Source organism: Chryseobacterium wanjuense (genome assembly GCF_900111495.1).
In the GTDB taxonomy this organism is placed as follows: Bacteria; Bacteroidota; Bacteroidia; order Flavobacteriales; family Weeksellaceae; genus Chryseobacterium; species Chryseobacterium wanjuense.
Window position 1 is genome coordinate 2,145,576 of the sequence record NZ_FOIU01000001.1, and the last position, 21,540, is coordinate 2,167,115.

The 21,540-nt window shown below is 34.0% G+C and carries 11 protein-coding genes; 4 read left to right on the forward strand and 7 right to left on the reverse strand.

What is annotated here, in order from left to right; genetic code table 11:
• The first annotated feature begins 1,079 nt into the window (after nucleotides 1–1,079).
• Both BMX24_RS09585 and BMX24_RS09590 read left to right on the forward strand, forming a co-directional pair.
• A complete protein-coding gene (locus BMX24_RS09585) occupies nucleotides 1,080–1,895 on the forward strand; it encodes a helix-turn-helix domain-containing protein (RefSeq protein WP_089791948.1) in 816 nt (271 codons plus the stop codon).
• A 518-nt stretch (nucleotides 1,896–2,413) separates the two neighbouring features.
• Nucleotides 2,414–2,731, forward strand: coding sequence for a hypothetical protein (locus BMX24_RS09590; RefSeq protein WP_089791950.1), 318 nt, complete (start codon nucleotides 2,414–2,416; stop codon nucleotides 2,729–2,731).
• Between the two features lie 3 nt (nucleotides 2,732–2,734).
• Here BMX24_RS09590 and BMX24_RS09595 read toward each other — a convergent pair whose 3' ends face one another.
• Nucleotides 2,735–4,105 carry a TlpA family protein disulfide reductase gene (locus BMX24_RS09595; protein WP_089791952.1) on the reverse strand — a complete coding sequence of 457 codons (1,371 nt, stop codon included), beginning with the start codon at nucleotides 4,103–4,105 and terminating at the stop codon, nucleotides 2,735–2,737.
• 716 nt (nucleotides 4,106–4,821) lie between these two features.
• On the opposite strand from BMX24_RS09595, the gene BMX24_RS09600 reads away from it, so the two are divergent.
• Nucleotides 4,822–4,986 (forward strand): helix-turn-helix domain-containing protein, encoded by a 165-nt coding sequence (locus tag BMX24_RS09600; RefSeq protein ID WP_228404811.1) that lies wholly within the window; start codon nucleotides 4,822–4,824, stop codon nucleotides 4,984–4,986.
• A 42-nt stretch (nucleotides 4,987–5,028) separates the two neighbouring features.
• Here the strand turns inward: BMX24_RS09600 and BMX24_RS09605 are convergent, their stop codons facing one another.
• The 6 genes from BMX24_RS09605 to BMX24_RS09635 all read right to left on the reverse strand — a co-directional run bounded on the left by BMX24_RS09605 (nucleotide 5,029) and on the right by BMX24_RS09635 (nucleotide 19,291).
• Nucleotides 5,029–5,709 carry an IS1 family transposase gene (locus BMX24_RS09605; protein WP_089791956.1) on the reverse strand — a complete coding sequence of 227 codons (681 nt, stop codon included), beginning with the start codon at nucleotides 5,707–5,709 and terminating at the stop codon, nucleotides 5,029–5,031.
• Nucleotides 5,710–5,966: 257 nt separating this feature from the next.
• The gene (locus tag BMX24_RS09610) at nucleotides 5,967–6,167 is read right to left on the reverse strand and encodes a hypothetical protein (protein WP_089791958.1); all 201 of its coding nucleotides are present in this window, start codon (nucleotides 6,165–6,167) and stop codon (nucleotides 5,967–5,969) included.
• A gap of 789 nt (nucleotides 6,168–6,956) precedes the next feature.
• Nucleotides 6,957–7,307 carry a hypothetical protein gene (locus BMX24_RS09620; RefSeq protein ID WP_089791962.1) on the reverse strand — a complete coding sequence of 117 codons (351 nt, stop codon included), beginning with the start codon at nucleotides 7,305–7,307 and terminating at the stop codon, nucleotides 6,957–6,959.
• 17 nt (nucleotides 7,308–7,324) lie between these two features.
• Nucleotides 7,325–7,702, reverse strand: a complete 378-nt coding sequence (locus BMX24_RS09625; RefSeq protein WP_089791964.1) for a hypothetical protein — start codon at nucleotides 7,700–7,702, stop codon at nucleotides 7,325–7,327.
• Nucleotides 7,702–17,916, reverse strand: coding sequence for a SpvB/TcaC N-terminal domain-containing protein (locus tag BMX24_RS09630; RefSeq protein WP_089791966.1), 10,215 nt, complete (start codon nucleotides 17,914–17,916; stop codon nucleotides 7,702–7,704). The genes BMX24_RS09625 and BMX24_RS09630 overlap by 1 nt, the downstream gene beginning before the upstream one ends.
• 7 nt (nucleotides 17,917–17,923) lie before the next feature.
• On the reverse strand, nucleotides 17,924–19,291 hold the full coding sequence (locus BMX24_RS09635) for a T9SS type A sorting domain-containing protein (protein ID WP_089791968.1): 1,368 nt from the start codon (nucleotides 19,289–19,291) through the stop codon (nucleotides 17,924–17,926).
• A gap of 457 nt (nucleotides 19,292–19,748) precedes the next feature.
• Here BMX24_RS09635 and BMX24_RS09640 point away from each other — a divergent pair, with 457 nt between their 5' ends.
• Nucleotides 19,749–21,398 (forward strand): NUMOD4 domain-containing protein, encoded by a 1,650-nt coding sequence (locus BMX24_RS09640; protein WP_089791969.1) that lies wholly within the window; start codon nucleotides 19,749–19,751, stop codon nucleotides 21,396–21,398.
• Nucleotides 21,399–21,540: the final 142 nt, after the last annotated feature.

Consider the following 21,540-nt stretch of genomic DNA (forward strand, 5'->3'; position numbering starts at 1 on the left):
AGAACTGCAAAACAAAATAATAGCACACTTTAAAACAAGAATTCTGTTGTCTTATCCAATGCTTATGGTGAAAGAAAAAAATATCCGGTTTATGCTTTAAGTACCCTCGAAAAGTCAATAAAGTATGAAAGACTTAAAAATCAAGATCTCAAAAGAGAGGCTTCAAAAAAACACTTTTATGAAGTGAATCCTTATTTGTAAAAAACAGCTTAGGAAAATAAAATTTCATTTTCAACTTTGAAAAAGTTTTTAAGAACAAAGAAAAGAATCAGTTTCCATTTTCTTTGTTAAAAGAGACACTCAAAGAACAAAATATTGGATATTTTCCAAGAAGAAAACCAACAAAAAAGCTGAAAAAGAGGGTCTGGGTAAGGGATGAAAACTAAAAAAAAGAAAACGAGTCTTGTAAAAACTTAAAATCCTTGTGAATAACGATTAACACGCTCTTTAGACGATATTTTTTGTTGATACGATTTATAAATTTTTAGGAGCATATTTATAAATCGTATCAACAACTATTTTTTTTATGCATGTATTCCTTATAGTTTTGAAAAGAAATCAAAAGAATTTAAAAAAATTATAAATCATGAAAAAGACAATTTTAAACAAATGTTTATTTTTCATCATGTTTTTGTCACCTCTGTACTGTTTTGGACAAAATATATTATGGGTGTATATATTATAAAATTCATAAAACTTTACAGAATGAAAATTAAAAAAAGAAAACGAGCCTTGTAAAAAAAAATAAATTTCTGTAAACGACTATTAACACACGCTTAGAAGAGATCTTTTAGTGGATCCTATTTATAAATAGGATCCTAAAAATTTATAAATAGGATCCACAAGTATTTTTTTTATGTATGTATTCCTTATAGTTTTGAAACAGAAATCAAGAACTTAAAAAAACTCATTAAAAGAAGTTAAATCCTTGTAAACAAGCTATTGACAGGAACTTATAATGTGCTTTTTATTGTCATTTTTCCTGAAAAAAGACGTCTTTTTTCGGGGAATTACACCCGGTAGTACTATTTTGTTTTCCATCCTCTTTCTATTTCTGAAAAGAATTGATTCATCATATTATGCATATTTTTTTAGTTTCACTTATTGACAAAAAAGTTCAGGAGGCTATGGTAAAATTTTCCAATCTTCCTATCCAGACATCGGTCTTAACGATAAGATCGCTCGAAGAGCTTTTGTATCATAGTGGAATTATGTTGAAGACTTATATAAAACTTCTTAAAACACTACATATCTTATCAAAAGACTACGATCATTATTATCGAAGACCATTACTTATAAAACATACATTAAATACTGTCGTTATAGAAAATAGTTCGGCAATTAATAAAGATTACCTTCAGGCAATCCAAAATAGGGTGCTGCCTTATTTACAGGATGACACCTCTGATCAGCCTACCATTATTCCGCTCCATATACATTTTACCACTATGAGGGAAACTTTTCTGTTTTCCGGAATTAGCATATGTAAAAGAGATAAGACTGTTGCATACAGCCTGCTCCATGAAACAGCTATGCCCAATTCTCAAATACAAGGCTACAATATTCCGAAATATTTAGAAGAACTATGGGATACTTACCTGCAAAACCCTTCTATCTCTCTTCGTGCTTTGTGTTCCCTGCATCGTAAAAGTTATACGGGTTTTCAAAAAGACAGCAAACATTATCTGGGAACTACCTTTTATCATTTCTATCAGCAATACAAAATGCTGGAAGTTCTGGATGATCTTATGCTTACAGATTTAAGTATCAAAGAAATTGCTTATAAGCATGAGTTTACAGATTATAGTCTGCTCTATAAGCTTTTTCACAGGAAATACAGTTTTCCTTTTAAAGATATTCCCAGGCTTGTTGTAGAAAATATTATGCTGCGTTAAGTACTATTTGCAATATTTTTGTAACTATTTGCACTGTTTTTATCACTATTTGCAATCTATTTAACCGATTTTATTTCAGAATTTTACATAACCAATCTCAAAATACTAATATCATGAAGAACTCAATTCAGTATCCGAAAGATCAGTAATAAGGACGTAGTGAAGGATGCGTTACTACAATAAAAGTCCATTCGGAAATTTTTCATATATCAATATATAAAAGAGTGTACACTTAGAAACAGTACCATAGCTTTATGATCATAGGCTATGGAAGAAGAGAATTTGCCTTAAGTATTCATTGTTTAACCCTAACATCAGACTGCCAATAGCATCTGAACCCTTTAATCTAGAGAGGATCAGAAATAAATTTCATATCAGAACCCTCTTTAAAGAGTTTTATCAAATGTATTTTTTTAACCAAAATTCGGCAGGAATATTTTTTATATTCTAAAAACCTAAGCTGCCGGATACTAAAGTTTTTAAGGTAATCTTTTTTGATCAAAAAAAAGACCAGTAAAATGAAAATCAAACAATTTTTAAAAACCAATGTAATGGCTATCGCTGCACTCGTATTATTTACAGGGAGTATTATGTCGTTTACATTAATGGAAAAGAAATCTGTTCTGGCGACAACCTATTTCTATAACAGTGCTGATATTTCAGCGGGAGCTTTCGCCAATCCTAGTCATTGGAACACGACCAATGCTTCGGATTGTGAGACCGATGGAGAGAGACCTTGTAGTATTGTGGTTCCTGACGGGCAGACACTGGGAAGTGTGCTTGCAGGAAAAACCAATGCTCAGGTACTATCCATGAGCCCTAACCGTAAACCTTAACGTTTAGTTGCTGGAAAAATTAGTTAATGGGAGGTCTGGCCAATGGCCAGACCTTTTCTTTGTATTCACCGTAGATTCTGCGGCATACTTATCCCTAATAACAAGCATATTAAGTCCCCGTTCTGCTTCCACAAGGTCAAGGTCATATTTTGAAAGTTCTTTTCTAATGGAGGCTGCATTTGAAATTGCTCCTATTTTTAAATCAATGTTTCCTGTGTATCCTGTTTCATCGATGATCGGTAATGAAACTGAAGGAATGGCATTTAAGCTGTTGACCAGTGCATATACCGATGTATTCTGCACATCTGTTTTGGATAAAGAAAATAAAAAGGTCATTTCAGAACCTTTGGTCTTTAACTTATCTACAGTCGATGTTCTTTTTAAAACCAGACACTTTACCTTTCTTTTTTCTATGTTTGCGCTATACTCGGCGAACTGGCTCAGGTTCTTCAGCATTAAAGGATAAAGGGAATCCGCCTTAGCCAAAGGGACAATATACTCGTAGTTATAAAGGTTATGGTCTTCTACACCTCCTTCAGCATTCTTGATATAATCTAAAGCCGCAGGATTTTTAACTTCAATCATTCTTCGTTTTTCACTAAAGGATTCTTTCTGTTTTTGGAAAATCTCATCGGCTAGAGTGGAAAAAATCTCTAAAAGGGAAAGATTGGTAAACTGTCTTCCATAGATGGTTTTTCCTTCTCTGTGAAAACCTGAACCAAAGCCCATCCCTCTTATTCGTCCTTTAGCAAAAAGAGAGTAATTCATCATGGATAATCCTTTCTCACGATCAAAGTCTTCCGAGAGCATAAGTGGTCTTTCTCTTCCTATTTGGACCACGGTTTGAAGGGAAGAATTTCCTCCGCCTAAAACTTCACCTATGGTCTTTTCACTCACCTGAGCGCCATCGGTGGTATTAAGCAGCTTTCCGTCTTTGATCCATATGATATAAGGAACACCTTTATGAGGAAATAGCCCATGAAACAGTTTGTCTCCTGTTACCGATACCACACCTTTATACCGCTGACCATTTTTAGTGGTAAAGAATTTTTCAAGAGTGGCACGATCCTGATTGCTGACCGCGAGTATCTTAATTTTGTCTCCGAATTTTTTCTGAAGTTCTTCCATTTTTGGGAATCCTTTAAGACAGGCACTGCACCATGTATTCCAAAAATCCAGAAGGATGAGCTTGTTTTTATCTGTGGACAGGTTTAAGGTATTCTCAGGGTGATTCACTACTTCCAGCGGTTTTGTCCATACTGATGAAGGAACGGGATCACCAATTTTTAGTTTCCTTTGTTGGCTAAAAGCAGGAAGAGTGAGCATAAGGGTAAAAACAAGGGACAGGAGTCCCCTGTAAAAGATATTTTTCATATTTTTACTTTGATTTTAAATGATAAACTATTTATAATCAGCTCTTCCGTGTGTAAAGTAAATTCGACAGTACTATAATACAGGAAGGGCTTTTCTTTTAATGCATAAACCGTGTTGGTAAATGATTAATAGTAATTTTCAATTCCTAAGTCCAATGTCCTGACTTTTGCTATAGCCAAGGAAAATATATCTCATAACTATATTCCCCTTTGCTACATGCAAAAAATTTGATTGATAAGGATGAGAAAAATTTCACGTGTAAGGATTGCTCCCGCAATGGTTGTACACCCATTGTAACCGTCATACAATGCGATACAATAATTAATTTGAAATAGCTTAGAAATTATATAGAGTATACGGACAGCATAGAAATAAAACGGCATGGGAAACTCTACAATATCTAACTTGAGGCACTGGTATACCTATGGAACAGATAAGAGAGAAACCCACGCCTAGGTCGTGAGCCTCATTACTTATCATCTCGTTCCATTAAAAATTACCAGTTTTCAAGTTGAGATTCTAAGCAATAGCTTCTATTTTTTCGTTGAAGTATCGCAAAATTACATTTTTATGTAACTTATTCTGCAAATATAATGAAAAAAATCAATATTCGGATTTAAATCCGAATATTTTTCATCATTAACCTTTTATTTTGTTTTATGAATCAAGTAAATAGGAGAATTGTTGAATATATCAGGGATGAATGGGTTATTCCTATGAATAACAATAGTCGCTTTGCAATTGAACATGATATTGATGAAAAAACCGTCCGCAGAATTCGTGAAGATGAAACTTATCAAATAAGTCTCAATACTATTATGAAAATTTGTGATACAAAAAATATTAAACTATCGGATTTTTTTAAAATGGTTGGGATATAGGTCTTAAATCTAAGTATTTTAGAATTATCGTAATTTAACCAGTTAATATTTCCAAAAATATATTTTTAAAATTGAGTTTAAAATTAAAAGGCTTCTACTAAAACAAATTGTCTTTCTGTTCAATCTTTTTAAATGAGTTCTGAGATTCAAGTTTTTTCTTTCAATTCCATTTGTTCCGAATCTTTTGGTGCTGTGAATTTCTTTTGGAATGAGATATTGATAGTTTCTAAGTCTATCGGTGTATATTATTCTAGCTTTGGAATTGAGTAAAGTTTTAACAACAGCATTTAGAGTTTTGTTGTTTCTTTTGCCAATATAAAATCCTGCAACATGCTTGGTCGTTTTATTAATGGCATATACCAACCACATCGGATTGGATTTCTTTCTTACAAAAAGTTTAAACTCATCTAGTTCGTAAGATTGATAATAACGAATAGCAGGTTGGAAAATATTGTTAGCAATTACAATAATCCTTTTAAGCAAAGTTGTTGCTGAGATTTTTAATATTCTGGCTGTACTGCGAATACCTAACCCTTCTTTGGTAAGTAAAATAATTTTTTGATTAATATCTTTTCTATAGGCATTATATCTATACTCAAAAACACTGGTTATTTTACAGGATTTACATTGATAACGCTGTTTCCCATAACTTGTTTTGCCATACTTTATTAGTCTCGAACTCATCCCAACACATCTGGAACACGAATAAACTTTTACTTGCATAAAGACTTTAAATTTCGATTAAAAATAAATAGAGCGATCAAAAGACCGCTCTATTTTATAAAGTTATTTATTAGCTATTCTTCGTTGAAGTTCATGAATAAAGAAAACCAACATGTCTGGAACATTACCGGATCTGCTGCTCTGCAAAGGTTTATCTACTATTATTTCAAGTTAAAACTCTCTTTTATCTTTTTAAAAAATATAGCACTAATTTCAGTGCTATATTTTGTTATTAACATGTTTGATATACAATCATATTATCCTACAATTTCGATACCAAGCAAAACACCATCTTCATTAAAATCTAAATATATAGGAACTCCTTCGTAATCAATAACATCTGATAAATTAATCGTTTTTTTTACTTTTTTCTTCTCCTCATCTAATTCATTCGGTAAATATACATATCCCACAGATTCATCATCTTCGCTTATTTTGACAATTATTTTATTTTGCATTTAAAACTGTTTTTAATTTAACTGTTCCATTTTTTCCTACTTGATATGCCGCTTTTCCGTTATTCCCAATTGGTACTAAAACTCTATCAGCATAGCTTGGATCTTTAATTGATCCACTTGGAAAATCTTTATTCTTAGTTATCCAATCTGAAGTTTCTTTTAAAGCTGTAGTAGCTTCTTGTTCAGTCTTAAAAATTCCTCTTTCTACAGCTCTTTCTACAGCATGTGGTAAATTAGAATTAACTGCCTTTGTTATTTTAAAACCAAAACAATCGTTGTGAACAAGAACTTGTTTATAAGATACATAATAATTATGGCAAGTCTATCAAAAACTTTATTCATAGGCTCTAATACAATTGCATTAAACCTTTTTAGCACTACAGCTTTAGTATCTTCCTTCAATCTACCATTCCTCGGTTGTATGAACAGGAAAAGGGGTATATATATTTCTCCTTTCTTTTAGACAACAATTGGTATTCCCGGTCTATAACCTTTAGTTGCTGAAGCTCTTGTTTGCTTACCATCAGGATCAATATATCAAATAGGGGTTTGATATTTATAAATATGATGATTTAAATTACCATGATAATATACTCCGGAATACTTTTACTATCAAATTTTCTACTTCCTTTTTTAAAAAAAATATAGCACTGGTTTTCAGTGCTATAATTTATTACCAGCATGTTTGATACATGATCTCTATTTGTAACACCTTGATGCAAAATTGTACCTTCACTTTCATCGATCCACATTTGATACTGTTACCCATGACCAAACAAAATCTGTTTTTCAGGTAATACTAAAAATTTCAGAATTTTTTTTGTCATCCTTATTTTGTTCTATAAATTCTTTTAGCTCACTCTTTAGTATGCTAAGAGACATTTGATCATCAGAAGATGAGCTAAACCTAATTATTGTTACCCAATTAGGACAATTTGTATGTTCATTATATTTTAGACCGTAAGCGTTGTTTTCAATTAAAAACTTATCGAACTTCACTCTAAAATGGAAATAGTCTAATTGTTTTCCCAAACAATAACTTTCTAAAAACAACCGATATTCTTCAACATTTCTAATTTGAAAAATTTCTGGTCTATTTAAAAAAAATACTGGTGGGCTAATTTTATTTGGTTCAATCATAATTATTTACAATAGCATTAACATTCATCAGCACCTAAAGGAGCAATATCTGAAGATAATTTCTTTAATTCAGCAACATCAATAAATTGCCAAAACTCCATTGTCTTAATTTCTTCACTATTTAGAAAATAATACATTTCATCTTTCAAAAAATCTAGTGTTACATCATCATAAACAGACATTGATTTAATGATTAAATTATATCGTGTCCCATCTTTGAAACCATATTTTCTTGATAAGTATTTTGAAAATTCATCCATGAAAACACCATATTCCTCTTTTTCTTTCCCAGCAATATAACCACTGATCATGAAGTAAAAGTCATCTACCTCTTGGATAAAAAACATCTTAGGTCTTCTTAAAAGATGAACAATAAAATTTACAAGCTCTATCATTATTTTATTTTTTTAGCATTTTTTAAAAGTTCTGCCCCCGAAATTGGTCTTCCTGGCGCATGAGCACCTTCCAGCATTTGTTCATATTCACTCTTTAAAACTCCTTTAGGGTTAATGTTATCAAATATATAAGATTCTCCATCAACAACTTTTTCGACAACTCTATGCATACCAGTTTGCGTAATTGGAATTTCTTTTCCATCCTTAATTAAACTCATATAGTTCGCTTTGATTTCCAATACTGTACCACCATAAGCTTTTTTAAATGCGCTTGCAAATTCCACACACATTCCATACTTAGCATACTTTGAGAGGTTAAACCCTGCTAATGCTGTTCCAGGAACAGCTGGTGATTTTCCTTTCATTAAAGCTAGAAGGCTTAAAGTAACTACAGTTTTATCCTTTAAAGAGCCATTTGTATAAATTTCTTTAATATTTGCAGGAGCATTTTTTAAATTATTCCAAGCTTCACCAAGAGTTTTAGGATCACTTGCAGTTGCTGGTCTAACCGGGGCAATATTATGTGCCACCTGCCCTAAAACGTCTCCTGCATCATTTGCAAACTCTTTAGCTTGATTCCAATATTTCTGCCAATCAACTTGCTTCCCATTTGGATCAATATATTTAACAGGATTCTGATACGTATAGATATAAGGATTTAAATTACCATGATAATATACACCGGCGTTATGGTCACCATCTCCGTAGAATTCATTTTCCATTACAGGATTCCAGATTGCGATAGGGTCGACACCGTACCAAATACTTAATCTAGGATTGAAGTATCTCGCACCATAATAGTATAAACTTGTCTCGCTGTCTAATTCTTTAGCATTAAACTTATATGGGTTCTCATACTTGCCCTGGATCTGCTGCTCTGCAAAGGTTTCCCCGAACGGTAAATTTAAGAAAAATTGCGTAGGTACAGCATTATCATCCGTAACAAATGAAGTTGTTCCCAAATGATCTCCGTGAAGATAATACAACCCGTTCTGGGCACTACTTTTGGCAAACTCTGTTTCTATTCCTTTAGCATCTACTCCCGCTTTTTCCAGATAATTTTTAAAATCAACTTGTGGATCAACAGTATTCTTTGTCGGCGCCACACCTTGTTTAAAAAATATACCCGGGTTATCACCTAATCGGCTCGCAAATCTTTTGCTTCCTTCATAATAATGCTTGGTGTATTTACCATCAGAGGTAATAACATTGTATGGGTTAGGATATACTTTATAACTTGTCATCAGCATAGATCCCGGATCTATTATTGTTCCGTTCTGGTAGAGTGCTGCATCGGCATCCAGATTGTATTTAATGGTTCTTTCTCCCTTATCGTCATACGCATAATACTGGAAAAAGCCCTGCTCCGCAGCATAATATGCCTTCATATTGTCTTCTTCGTCCCAGAACATATTTTTTGGTCCGTCTGTAGTGGTTAGATAAAGAGTTGGGTTTCCGTTTGCATCATACTCAAATTTTTCTTCATTTCCGGTAAATCCATCCTGTACCATCCCCACCTTATGAGTTCCATCGATGTACTCGTAGATGTTTTCATACGTGTTTACAGGATTTGTGCTTCCATCCAATACATGATTCTGTCTCTTTACATCTATTCCGTTGGCTGCACGATAAGATAATTCTGTCGAATAGCTGCTGGTCATGTTTCCGATATTCGTTCCTGCCTTGATATTTCCAAGGAAAGTTCCTGTGGAAGAAGTAAGACGATTAAACGCATCATAAGCATAAATATACTCATAACTTCCTCCCATAGAATTCGGCGTTGTTCCTCCCGTAGCACTGATATTGAGGATGTTCCCTACAAAATCATAACCATAGCTTGCATCTAAATAAGTAGCAAAGCTATCTTTTTGCAATTTGTGCGTAGCAAGTAATCTTCTTTCCGGCAGATACGTATAGGCTGAATAGGTATCATTTCCGTACTTTATCTTTGTTCTCTGCTCATATTCATCGTACTGAATGTCTTTTATATAGTCTCCATACTGGTTACTGCTGACCTTTTTAAGATTTCCCCCCAGATCATACAGGTAAGTTACCTGCTCAAAATCCGGATAATTGATTTTCTTTAAACGGTTCCAGCTGTCATACTCATAGAGTGTATTAAAGTTCATATTAGGAATATTGTATCCCGATACCTGTCTGCTTTCCTGGATCAGTTCTCCCATATTTCCATATGCATAGCCTGTAGTTCCCGTTCCATCCTGCTTAGTGATCAGTTTTGCAGTTTCGTTCCCTGTAGATCCGTATTCATAAAATACATCATTGGGATTTGGGCTTCCACTAGGTAGTGGAGGATAAGTGATTCTTACCAGCCTATTGCGATTATAATTGTAATGTATAAAAGGATCAGATAATCCTGCGCTTCCCAGATTGTCTGTTGTACGACTTATCATCTGTCCGGCTTTATCATACTCATATCTTGACATTCCATGGTCAGGATGCTCTTCCACTGTTCTTCTTCCTCCCATATCATACTGGTATTTGGTGATAATACCTTCAGCATCTTTAGTGCTCAAAAGTTCCCCTATACTGTTATAGTTATATGTGGTGACAAGTGGTGAAGATGCCCCAAGATAATTTCTGGTAAAAACCGTTTTGCCTTCGGCATTTGTTAACTGGTCAGATTTTAATTCTACAGATCCGTTTTGCATTTGGGCAGCAGTCTGCTTGTAGTAATCTCCTTCAATATCATATTTTACATTCGTTGCATGTCCTACTTCATCAATACTGGAAATCACTCTGTCTAACTCATCATACTCAGTACTTGTAAAATACTGAGCCAGCGTCAGTTTTAGTTTTTTATTAAGAACATCATCTTTGTTTTCAAAAGTGGGATGATATTGTTTAACAGGTCTTGCCAACAAGTCTGTTATAATCATTCCTGAAACAGACATCTTTTCTATACCGTCTATTTCAATATCTTTTTTTACCTGTACTGCATTTCCTGCAAAATCTGACAGGGTAATCGTCTCTATCGGATTGGAAGGATGCTGAGGATCAAAATTTTGTGTAACAGCGCCATAAAGATTTACTGTTATATTATTAACAATCATTGGTGACAGGAAATAGCTATACTTTACCGTATAAGGCGATACACCTACCTCCTTCGGTGCAAGAATAGAAGTCAATCTACCCATCGAGTCATAAGTATAGGTCATCTGATTTCCTGTAACATCAGTAGAAGTTAGCAGAGCATCCCATGATGGATCATAGGTAGATGAGGATTCTACATCAAAACTATCCGTTACTTTTGTTATATATTTATTCAGTGTCGTATCATAATCATAGGTCAGAGAATAATCATTAGGATAATGTATCGTCTTAATATTTCCATAGGTATCATAAGTCATTAATGTCTCTGCATTCGTACCAGAATTTAATTTAACAATAACTTTAGTAATGTCTCCTGTAGAAGTGTCTACTTCTGTATTTCTCTGGCGTTTCAGTTCATTGTTGCTATCAAAAACTTTTATTTCGGAAGGAATATTTAAAATATTCTTCGCCAGTAAGCTTGAAATAGTATGATACGATATTGAAGACGAATAGTTTCCTTCAGGGAGGTTACTAAAATATTTATACTTGGCAAGCTGTCCCTTATTATTATAATCCATTGTTGAATTAGTGACAATAGAACCGCTGCTTTCAATGGATGTATTTTCAGTTGCCGCTAACAATGTCGTAGCCATTTTTCTTCCTTCAGTTCCTCCCGAATCATACGACTCAAACTGAGAAGGAATTTCTTCAATCTGCGTATAATTATTAATAAATTTATAAAGTTTATAAGTATTTTCTGTTTTTGAGCTTAACAGCGAGCTTCCTCTATATACTTCATTTGTTCTTAAAAGACCATTATTATAATAATTACTGTTATAGAATGTTTGGATAACCTTCGAGGAAACATTACTTCCATTCATTCTCTCGATTGTCACCTTTGCGAATCCGTAATTGGTTCTTTCCCTTCTGTCATATTTAGAATTTTCATAACTGAAACGGGTTACCAGGTTTTTCGATGTGTTACTCATAGAATAAGAATAAGATTCTATATGCGGATCAGCAACTGTTATTTGGGTCATCACCAATCTGGAATGCGGATCTTGATAAGATGGCTTTGAAAAACCATAGTCTATTAAAAAAGTACCATTGGTACTTTTCTCTGTTACGGAAGCCAGTTTATTGGTACGTTTTATTTTCGAATAGTTGACGGTCATTCCTCCCCCCGTATTCATTACCAAGTCAGGGTATCCGTCACCATTAACATCTCTAAGTGCTTTATTAATTTCTGATACCGATAATCCTATATTGGCACTTGTATCAGCACCAGCTCTGAAATATAATATAGTAGCCCCAAAAATGGTAAGAATAGGAATATTTACATAGAAGCCTCCGTTTAGCCCCAAAGCTCCGTTATAAGTTTTGACTTCGTTCCTAAAATCAACTGGATTCCCAAATAAATTGGCACCTTTACGGATTTCAACAGGAGAGCTGAACTTATTCCCCAAATTGTAACGAACTGTCAAACCTGAATCAACCGTTAAAATATCTACCAAACCGTCTCCGTTAATATCCTGGAAAGTTTGTTTAGAAGTTCCTGATGATGAAGAAGCGCTTACACTTCCGGAAATCCCCCATCCTGCACTATAAGTAGATGTAGTATCCAACATTCCCGAAAGTCCGCCTCCGATGCTTACAGATGTTGATCCTACCGGAGCTGAAGAATTAGTGGCAAGATCTTTAAAGTCTTCATAAGGATTATTGACCAGACCTGTTCCATAGTTAAGCTTATATTGGTAAACTCCATTAATTTCTTTTACCCTATCTACTAATCCATCTCCATTGATATCAATCCAATATTCCAGTCCTTTGTCATAAGAGTCAGGATAATCTGAAAAGCTCAATCCTCCAGACCAGGAAGGTGAAGTATCCGGTTTAGCATCCGAATTATTGTTACTTGTGTTTCTGGCAATATCTTTTATAGCTGAAGGTGAGAAAGCAATGGTCTGTGTTTTCTGAAAACTATCATTATTTGATATTACCGAATCTCCACTATTTTCAAGGTTTCTTCCCTGCGCTCCCTTAAGACCTCCTAATGCATTAGAAAGCTGAGATTGTGTTCGATACAACATATCAGGATAACCATCACCATTAACGTCGAAGAAGTCCTGCGTATTGATATTTCCGTACCCACGCAGTTGTGTATATGAATTAGAAATAACAGGAATACCAAGCCCCCAGTTTGTTGTTTTTGATTTACTTTTTTGTTTTTTAGATATGGCAAACATTCGTGTATTGATATTTCCTGCCACCTCAATATTCGGCTGATCGGGATCATCATCTACAAAGAAAGGCATCATATTTTCTTCATCCCTGAAAGTTGTGGGCATAGAATATTGTTCTGTAAACTGGTTGTTAATCCATTTTTCAACAAACGTCCCACTCTCATCTTTCTTGTAGTAGGTGTTCATTGGAACAATCGGGGAATATGCCTGCAATATGTTATTGGACATATTCTGGAAATTTGCTTGCAAAATATCTCCTACACAATCCCCATACTCAGTTGCATTAGCAGATCCTGAACATGACGAATAATCATAATTAAACGAGCCAAAAAGAGTGTCTAAATAATCATTATTGATCAACATTCCGTACTGATCTTTTGGAGTCGTCGGGTTCAAGGTATAATCCGGTCCCGAAGTGGCAACAGGTCCTGTTGGTATATCTTTTGGACCGCCTGGAGGATTTAGAGGATTATTGCCGATCTTTACATCTTTATTTTCGTTATAAATAAACTGTCCCCAGTTATGGTAAACAGCACTGATTCCATTAAACTCTGCTGCATTTAACGATGTTTCTGTAGTTGCCCCTAACAATTGAGGACTTGTTCCATAATAAATATTGAAAATATTTCCCTGCAACTGATTTTTCAACGCTTCGTACGCTACCCGATCTGAATATGTGTTACAATACACTAAAATATTAATCCTTTGGTCTACAGAAACCCCTTGTGCAGGATTACCTGTATAAAAAAGGATAGGATTAATTCCCGATATTGGACTGCCACTCATATTTGACTCAGTAATTCCTGTAGTGGCTATCGAAACCTGTCTTTTCCCTAATACATGTCCGTTTCTTTTTATCACATACGTAAATGCTCCTGTCAACACCGGTGCAAAAGCAAAACTCTTGTTAACGGATATTGAATAATCATTACTGCCTGAAGGAATATTGCCAAGTGCAGACAGATTAAACTTCTTACTGAAATTTTTAACGTAATAAGAAGGATACTGTGCTACATCATTAACTATTTTATTGTAATAACTGTTGACTTCGATATTTTTCCATTCCAATTCTTTATTCATATAAGAATCTGACTGCACAATGAATTTTAAGCGCCAGTCATCATCTGTAGGAATAGAAAATCCGGTATCTACGGCAGCTATGCTGACTACACCTGCTGATTCATTGTATGTTTTCTTATAAACTTCAATAATATCAGTAGAAGGATCTGTAACAGTTGCCTTAGACAGGATAATTGAGAACGTAACATCATCATTAAGTCTTGAAACATCGAATTTTGGAATTTTTATTTTTGCTGATCCTGCTTTTGTATATTTTATGGATTTTATTAAATTATTTAATAAAAACTTGTCCTCATATTTAAGATCATTCGGCTGAAAACCATCCTGCTCCTCTTCCGCAGAATCAGGAATAAAAGCTCCGTTTGAGTCTGTATACCTTACAGATGGTCTTGTATTTACAATATAATTTATCCCCTTCTTTTTGTGTAATCTGAAAAAGATCTTCTCTCCCGAATTCACATATATCCTTGATGCATTAGTGATTCCCAGTGGAGTTGAAGGATAATCATTATAATGCTGTATCTGTACAGGAATATTAGAATTTCCACCCGCTAATGTTGTAAGATAAAGTCTTCCATTTTTAGGAAGGGCATCAGGATTTCTGATTTCGATAGAATAAACTGCTTTTGCATTACTATCAATTGTTCCGGAGATAGAAATATTATCTGCTATTTTAACATACCCCGATTTTGGAGCAATCCATACTTTTACTACATCATTTTTTGCTTTAACGGGTTCTTCATTTTCATCAGCGGGATCTTCAGGTTCTGTATAAGGTATAGGAGTATTTCCGGTAATAACCATATTTTCCGTAGCCTCACTGGTAGTTACCAATTCAGGCTGACCATTACTATTGAGTTTATTAAACCATACTTTTCCGTCATTTACCACATCTGGAAGTCCATCCGAATTGGCATCAATCAGGTAAATAGGTGTTTCACTTTCACTCTGAGCCCAGCTCTTGGTGAAATCGAATCCCATTTTCCACCAATTGAAAAGAACTGTTGCTCCTGCATTCCACGTTGTTCCAATTGTTCTTGAGAAATTACTTCTAAGGTTCAGTACATCTTTTTGTGCTGCATTAAACGTTAAATTTCCACTACTGTCCACACTTCCCGGAAAGAATTTCAGCCCTTCATCCCCGTTTCTCTTTCTGTACAGTATGTCTACAACACCGTCTCCGTTGAAATCTATAAGCTCCTGTGAACCTTTTACATTACTGTATGATTCACCTCCAAAACCATTGATCATAAAATTCTTATCCCCTGTACTATGAGGACGCAACAACCCTAAACCGGCACCAATTCTTAAAGACCAACCCCATTCCAGATTATTAGTTGCACTGATTTTGGAGGGTGTCAGCATAGAATTTACAGCTCCTGAAAAAGCATCTGTATTTGGAGCTGAAACATTTGTATCATTACCAAAAAGCATAGATCCACCAGATCCGGTATCATTATGGTAATTCAGATTATAGGAAACTCCATTGGTAGAAATAGTTTGCAGCAGCGATTTGTAGAATGCTCCTATCTTATAATCAAAAGTATAGTTTCGAATAGGTGAACCGTTATAATAGGTATTAATAGCTAATAATCTTGCAGGCTCAATTCTTTTCACACCCTGTTTTGCATCAATGATCATATCAGGGCGAAGAGATGTATTGGGAACCCCTCTTACCGGCTCAGGTCTGAATACAATTGAATATAAACCATCCTCATCATTTAAACCTGTGTACGTTATCTTATTGATATGAATACTTTTTCCTTGATTCAAATTAGCATTTTCGTCAACAAAATTGACATGCTTGACATTGTCATAGTAATATTTAATATTGTTATTATTGACATCAATCTCCTTGGTAATCTGCCACTGTACAATATTTCCATCTTCCGTAGTAAGAACAGCGGTGTTATTGACAGCAGATTCATCACCTCCATAATATCGTTTGGTGCCATCTGTACCGGTGATAACCCATCTATAGGTGGAAGGAGATGTTCCGTATCGTTCTATTTTGGTGAAGTTGTTTCCTTTTCTTAAAAAGAATCTTTTTACTCCCGAAGAATTTCTATTTTGCCTTGTCGTATTAAAGGTATTGTTAGCGGTATCGTCAATTTGCCTGTGAGGAAGGTAATCCCCATCATACATTAACATCTCACCATCCAAAACATATATTTCTGATTCTTCGTTTGAAGTGAATGTAGGAGTTCCCCATCGTGTATCAAGGGTAATCGAAGAAATTCCACTGATATCCCAACCTTCGCCCATCCATCCGTTTCCTTTGCTGCTATCATAGGAAATTGCTACCGAAGGCTGCATTCCGTTTCGTCCCGCAGGAATTTCTACAGGATAGGAAATTGCCGCGCTTCCGTTTTGATTAGCTACAGGTGGACTCATGAGCTGGATTCCGGCAGCAGGATCTCCGGCCTTCAGTCCGCTGATACTTGTCGGAGCAAAAGCATTAGTCTGAGGAGATTCAGGAACAGAAATAATCCCGTTGATATAATCTCCATCTCCTTTAGTTTCTATGGTGACAGTTTTTAATTTTTCATCAACAACTGCAGTGTTTTCAATCTTCCACTGTTTTTCATTATAATCAAAATAAAACGTTTTAATTTCTTTTGGAGAAACTAATCCTAAACGCTTTTCATCATAAGGAATGGTAAGTTTTACTTTTTTGTCTAATTTTCCTGAAACAACTGATAATCTGTACGCAGAGTTACCGACAGTCACATTTTTTAATCCCTGTGAAGTGGCAGGAAAATCTTTTCCCCTCAATTTCAAGACTTCTAGGTAAGCGGATTCTGAAGTTTCTTTTTCAACTTTAATATTAATCCCCTCATAGTCTATACTGACTTCCTTATCTTGGGAGATTTCAAGTCCTTTTGCATTAAAATAATTAGCATTTAATGTTTTGAAAGAATTAATTTCAGCCGGTATTTTATAATAAGTCGTACTTCCATTTTCAATAATTGAAAAACCTCCTTTCAGCTTATCATTTTCTGAAAGCTTTATTAGTTTCTCAAACTCTCCATTTTTTACGGAAATATTTTCACCATTAATAGTAAGATCTTTTGTAGCAACGCTATTTCCTGTTATGTATAACTGGTCTTTGGAAACAATCGGATTTACAATTAATCCTGAATATTTTGTATCCTTATCAAAAACAATTTTCAGGTTTTTAATTTTATACTTTACTCCTTCCGAAGGTGATGTAAACAAAATAGTGTTAATTCCATTTTTAATAAGATCAGCACTTATTGCTTCCCGCTGGCGACTCCATCTAGCATTTGGTATAATAACATTACCGCCAATCGCCACATTATGATTGATCGATCTTGGAACTGACTGATAAGAAGCTAAGCCAAAAAGGTCATACTCCAGATAGGCTGTTTTATTATCCTTGTTCACTCCGGATACATCAATAGTGAAAAAGTTATCAGAGATTTTGTCTTCTTCTTTATCCGAAAATGTACCTATGGTTCCTTCTTTTTCTTTAGATGGATAGGAAATAACATTTGACCAAACTTTATGATCACCGTTAAATGATAATTTATTTCTTTTTTCCGAATCGGAAAGATTATTTTTATCTAAAATATTCCGGGAAGCTTTTTCCGTATCATTTTTCGCCAAAGGTTCTTTCACGGATTCTTTAACAGAATCAGTATGGAGTGAATCGACATTTTTTTTATCTGTCAGCTTACTCACTAGATTTTCCTTGAATGCTCTTACTCTTAGTCTGTCTTCTTTGGTGAAGCTCGCAAAAACAAACATACACCCGAAGAAACATACCAATAGACACGACTTCTTTGTAACAGGAAGCCTTTTTAAATTTATTTTCATGATGTGTTTAATCAACAATTAGTTTAAAGGTTTTGATGAGTTTTCCATTTTGGGTAAGATTAATAAGGTATGAACCCTGAACAGGCAGATGGTTCATATAAGATCTCGCATTACTACTTACTTTATCCAGTGTAATTAATCTTCCACCACCATCATAGATGGATATAACAAGATTTTCCATTGGAGGAAAAATAACCGTGAAATTTTGCTCTTTTTTAACAGGGTTCGGGTACAAAACAATCTTACTCAAGTCTAATGAAATATCTTCTCCTTTAATAGAGCCACTATATGCTGTGCCTTCTGTTTTTTTATCCTTAGGACCTGTTGCAAATGTGAAATATACAGAATTGGTATTTTCAAAAGCGGTAATAAAATCTACTTTATTAAATATGACGTAATTTTCATCTTCAACCCCTTGAATTTTTTTAACTTCTCCATTGTCTTTTTTCAGCAACATCCAATAAACAATAGGAAGTGATTTTGGATTAATTTCCTTTTTTGATATTCTTACTTTATAATCCGTCTTTGGTATTTTAGATCCTATGAAATTAATTTTCCAATCTCTCTTTAGTACATCAAAATTTCCATTAGGTTCCAAAGTCATTTCTTTGTTGTCATCAGACCACATTACAAAATTATTGTTATCAATACTGGTGAGGTTTTCTGCATTAGTTCTTTTAATGTCATTCATTCCAATCGACAAAAATTGATCAGCCTGATTGGATGATTGTTTTTGATACAATTCATTTCCGTCATCTCTTCCTAATCCTGTTGGTCTATACTTATAATCTTTATGTTTTTCAGGATCCCAGATTACCTTTCCATCACTCCCGTAATATTTTCCTTTCTCTAAAGAAATTCCATATTTTATGGAAAGATAAGAATGAATTTTGTTCAGATCCATAGCCTTTGCTTTTTTTGGTATGAATATCAATTCATACAGATTTTGATCTTCAAATTGTATGGAAGGATTCTCTGTTTTTTCTCTATTAGAGTTTACTTTCTCTGTAAAAGAAAAAATACTTGGACGTTTGCTTATCTCCATCTTCTCTTTTCCTTTATTGTAAGTAGAATTGCTTAAAGAAATTTTTTGATCTGAATCTCTCCAGATCAACTCATCTTCTTTTGATGAATGAACTACACTAAGAGTATAATACTTACTCCTGCTGTATTCAATAGACTTCATCAAAAGTTTGCCTTTAATGCCACAGTGGAAGTTTAAAAGATTTTCATCCTTACATCGTACAGCTTCCTTCGAGGTAGGATTGGCTTTTTCCCACAACTGAATTTCTGACTTCGTAAGTTGAGAAGAGATTGGAATAGAAAAAAATAATATCAAAAATGAAAACATTTTCGAATGGATTTGTTTATTCATGGAATTAATTTTTGACTAAATGTTAATTGAATTTTTTGACATTAGGAATATAAATGTATTGAGAAATAAAATTCGAAATGGTTACCTTTTTAGCATTGAAGTAGTACAAATTCATCTTAATTTGTGTTTATTTTAATTTCTGCAAATCTAATTTTTTTAAAATTCACTTCAAAATGAATTTTTATATTTTCTTTCATAATAGATTGGTTTTTAATTTATAATACAAATATAACCCTCTAAAGCGACAGAACCTGTCGTATTATATTTTTATTGTTGTATTTTAAGTTAAAGATCTTCCATATTCGAAATGCCTAAAAATAAATATTTAGGTTTTTGATGGTATCATGGTTAGTGAGAAACTTGCCTACTAAAGCAAGTTTCTTTTTTATTTTAGGATTCTTATTTTTGTTTTAATCAGAAATAACAATTATATACGCCAAAAGAAATATTTCGACTTATGAAGTTACCTACAGAATTAGGAGATGAATATGTAAACAAAGTTCTTTCAAACCTATCCTTAAAAGATCTTCCAGATGAGGAGTGGAAGCTGATTGAAGGTTTTGAAAATTATGCTATTTCTAATTACGGCCGAGTAAAAAGTCTGGAACGAAGTATTGTAAATTCTTATGGAGGAGAGCATAGACTCCTGGACAGAATTATGAAATTACAAGTTTGTAAATATTTTAATAAATATTTAAAGGCTCATTTTTTTAGTGTGAGATGTAACCTTTGTCTTGAAGGAAGGTCATATGGAAAATCAGTAGCCCGCTTGGTATATTATCATTTTGTTGAAAAATTTAATATGGATGATCATTCATTTCTTATATCTTTTAAAGATGATAATCGGTTTAATGTACATTTTAATAATTTGGAGAAGTTAACGGTAGGCAAACTGCATAGTAAATCACTGAATACCGGTAGAGGAAAAAAAGGGAATTATCAACAGGCAGTGAGCCAATACACGGTTGACGGTGATTTTGTAGCCAGCTATGAAAATATTTATGCAGCAAGTGAAACTTTGGGAATTTATCCTCCTCATATCCTATCAGTACTCAATAAAAAAAATATTACCGCAGGAAAATTTCTGTGGTTTAAAAAAGAATATAAGCCCGGTAAAAAAGATTTTATACCGGAGGGAAAAAGTAAACCGGAAAAGATACTCAATACAAGTCTGTGGAAAAGGCTCGGGCAGCCCGTAATTGATGAAAGCAATCCTCCGGCCTGTATGAATTTATCGCTGAAAGATCTTCCCGGAGAATATTGGAAACCGTTTCCTGATCTTGAGCCGTATTTTGCCATTTCCAATAAAGGAAGAATAAAGAGGCTGAATACCTGGACGCAGAGTATAAGCCCAACTTTTTGGAAAGAGCATATTATCTCGCTCTTTGTACAAAAGTCTGGTAGTGAAAAATATTTTCTTTACACTAAATTAAGCTGTAATGGAAAAAGCTATAATATAGCCATTATCCGAATGCTTTATTATTGTTTTATTGAAAAGTTTGATCTTAAAGACAGGAATCTGGTGATTGTAAACAAAAGTGATCCACAATGGGATTTAGATATTTCTAAATTGACCTTACAGTCTGCTACTAACATCCTTACTCAAAGAAATAAGCTGTATGCTACTAAGGTAAGGACGGTACTTAATTCCAAAGAAATATTTAACAATTCTCTTTGGGAAAAGCTAGGTAAACCACGGATTAGTAAGAAGAAACCACCTGCCATTTTCGATTTATCTTTACGAGACTTACCGGATGAACGTTGGAAGCCATTACCTAGTTTTGATAGTAAATACGCTATTTCCAATAAAGGAAGAGTTAAACGATTGAGTGGATGGGGAGCCGGTATTCATTTTTATGGAGAGGAGCAGATTCTCTCTCTCAACGTAACGAAAGATAAATATCCTAAACTGTATTTTAATCTCCATAGGAAAGAAGATGTAAATCCAAAAATGCTTTTACGGCTGCTCTACTATCTCTTTGTTGAAGAATTTGATCTGAGTAACAGAACGCTAAGGATAGTTAATGAAAATAAATGGTTATGGGAGATAGATTTGTCAAAGCTGTCATTACGTCCTATGATAGATTCCTTCAAAAATAAAAAATAGGGTATAGGAGCTTTCAAAAGATTTCAAAAAAATGAGGCTGTTTCAAAAGTAAAATAATAGTCTGAGAATTTCCTAAGTGACAAAAGTTGCCAGACAGGAGATATTTTACCTTTTGAAACAGCCATTTATAGGTAATTTGCTC

What these genes read in the sequence shown, in the direction of transcription:
- BMX24_RS09585 (WP_089791948.1), top strand. Translation starts at nt 1,080, where the DNA reads ATGCATATTTTTTTAGTTTCACTTATTGACAAAAAAGTTCAGGAGGCT.
- BMX24_RS09590 (WP_089791950.1), top strand. Translation starts at nt 2,414, where the DNA reads ATGAAAATCAAACAATTTTTAAAAACCAATGTAATGGCTATCGCTGCA.
- BMX24_RS09595 (WP_089791952.1), bottom strand. Translation starts at nt 4,105, where the DNA reads ATGAAAAATATCTTTTACAGGGGACTCCTGTCCCTTGTTTTTACCCTT.
- BMX24_RS09600 (WP_228404811.1), top strand. Translation starts at nt 4,822, where the DNA reads ATGAATAACAATAGTCGCTTTGCAATTGAACATGATATTGATGAAAAA.
- BMX24_RS09605 (WP_089791956.1), bottom strand. Translation starts at nt 5,709, where the DNA reads ATGCAAGTAAAAGTTTATTCGTGTTCCAGATGTGTTGGGATGAGTTCG.
- BMX24_RS09610 (WP_089791958.1), bottom strand. Translation starts at nt 6,167, where the DNA reads ATGCAAAATAAAATAATTGTCAAAATAAGCGAAGATGATGAATCTGTG.
- BMX24_RS09620 (WP_089791962.1), bottom strand. Translation starts at nt 7,307, where the DNA reads ATGATTGAACCAAATAAAATTAGCCCACCAGTATTTTTTTTAAATAGA.
- BMX24_RS09625 (WP_089791964.1), bottom strand. Translation starts at nt 7,702, where the DNA reads ATGATAGAGCTTGTAAATTTTATTGTTCATCTTTTAAGAAGACCTAAG.
- BMX24_RS09630 (WP_089791966.1), bottom strand. Translation starts at nt 17,916, where the DNA reads ATGAAAATAAATTTAAAAAGGCTTCCTGTTACAAAGAAGTCGTGTCTA.
- BMX24_RS09635 (WP_089791968.1), bottom strand. Translation starts at nt 19,291, where the DNA reads ATGAATAAACAAATCCATTCGAAAATGTTTTCATTTTTGATATTATTT.
- BMX24_RS09640 (WP_089791969.1), top strand. Translation starts at nt 19,749, where the DNA reads ATGAAGTTACCTACAGAATTAGGAGATGAATATGTAAACAAAGTTCTT.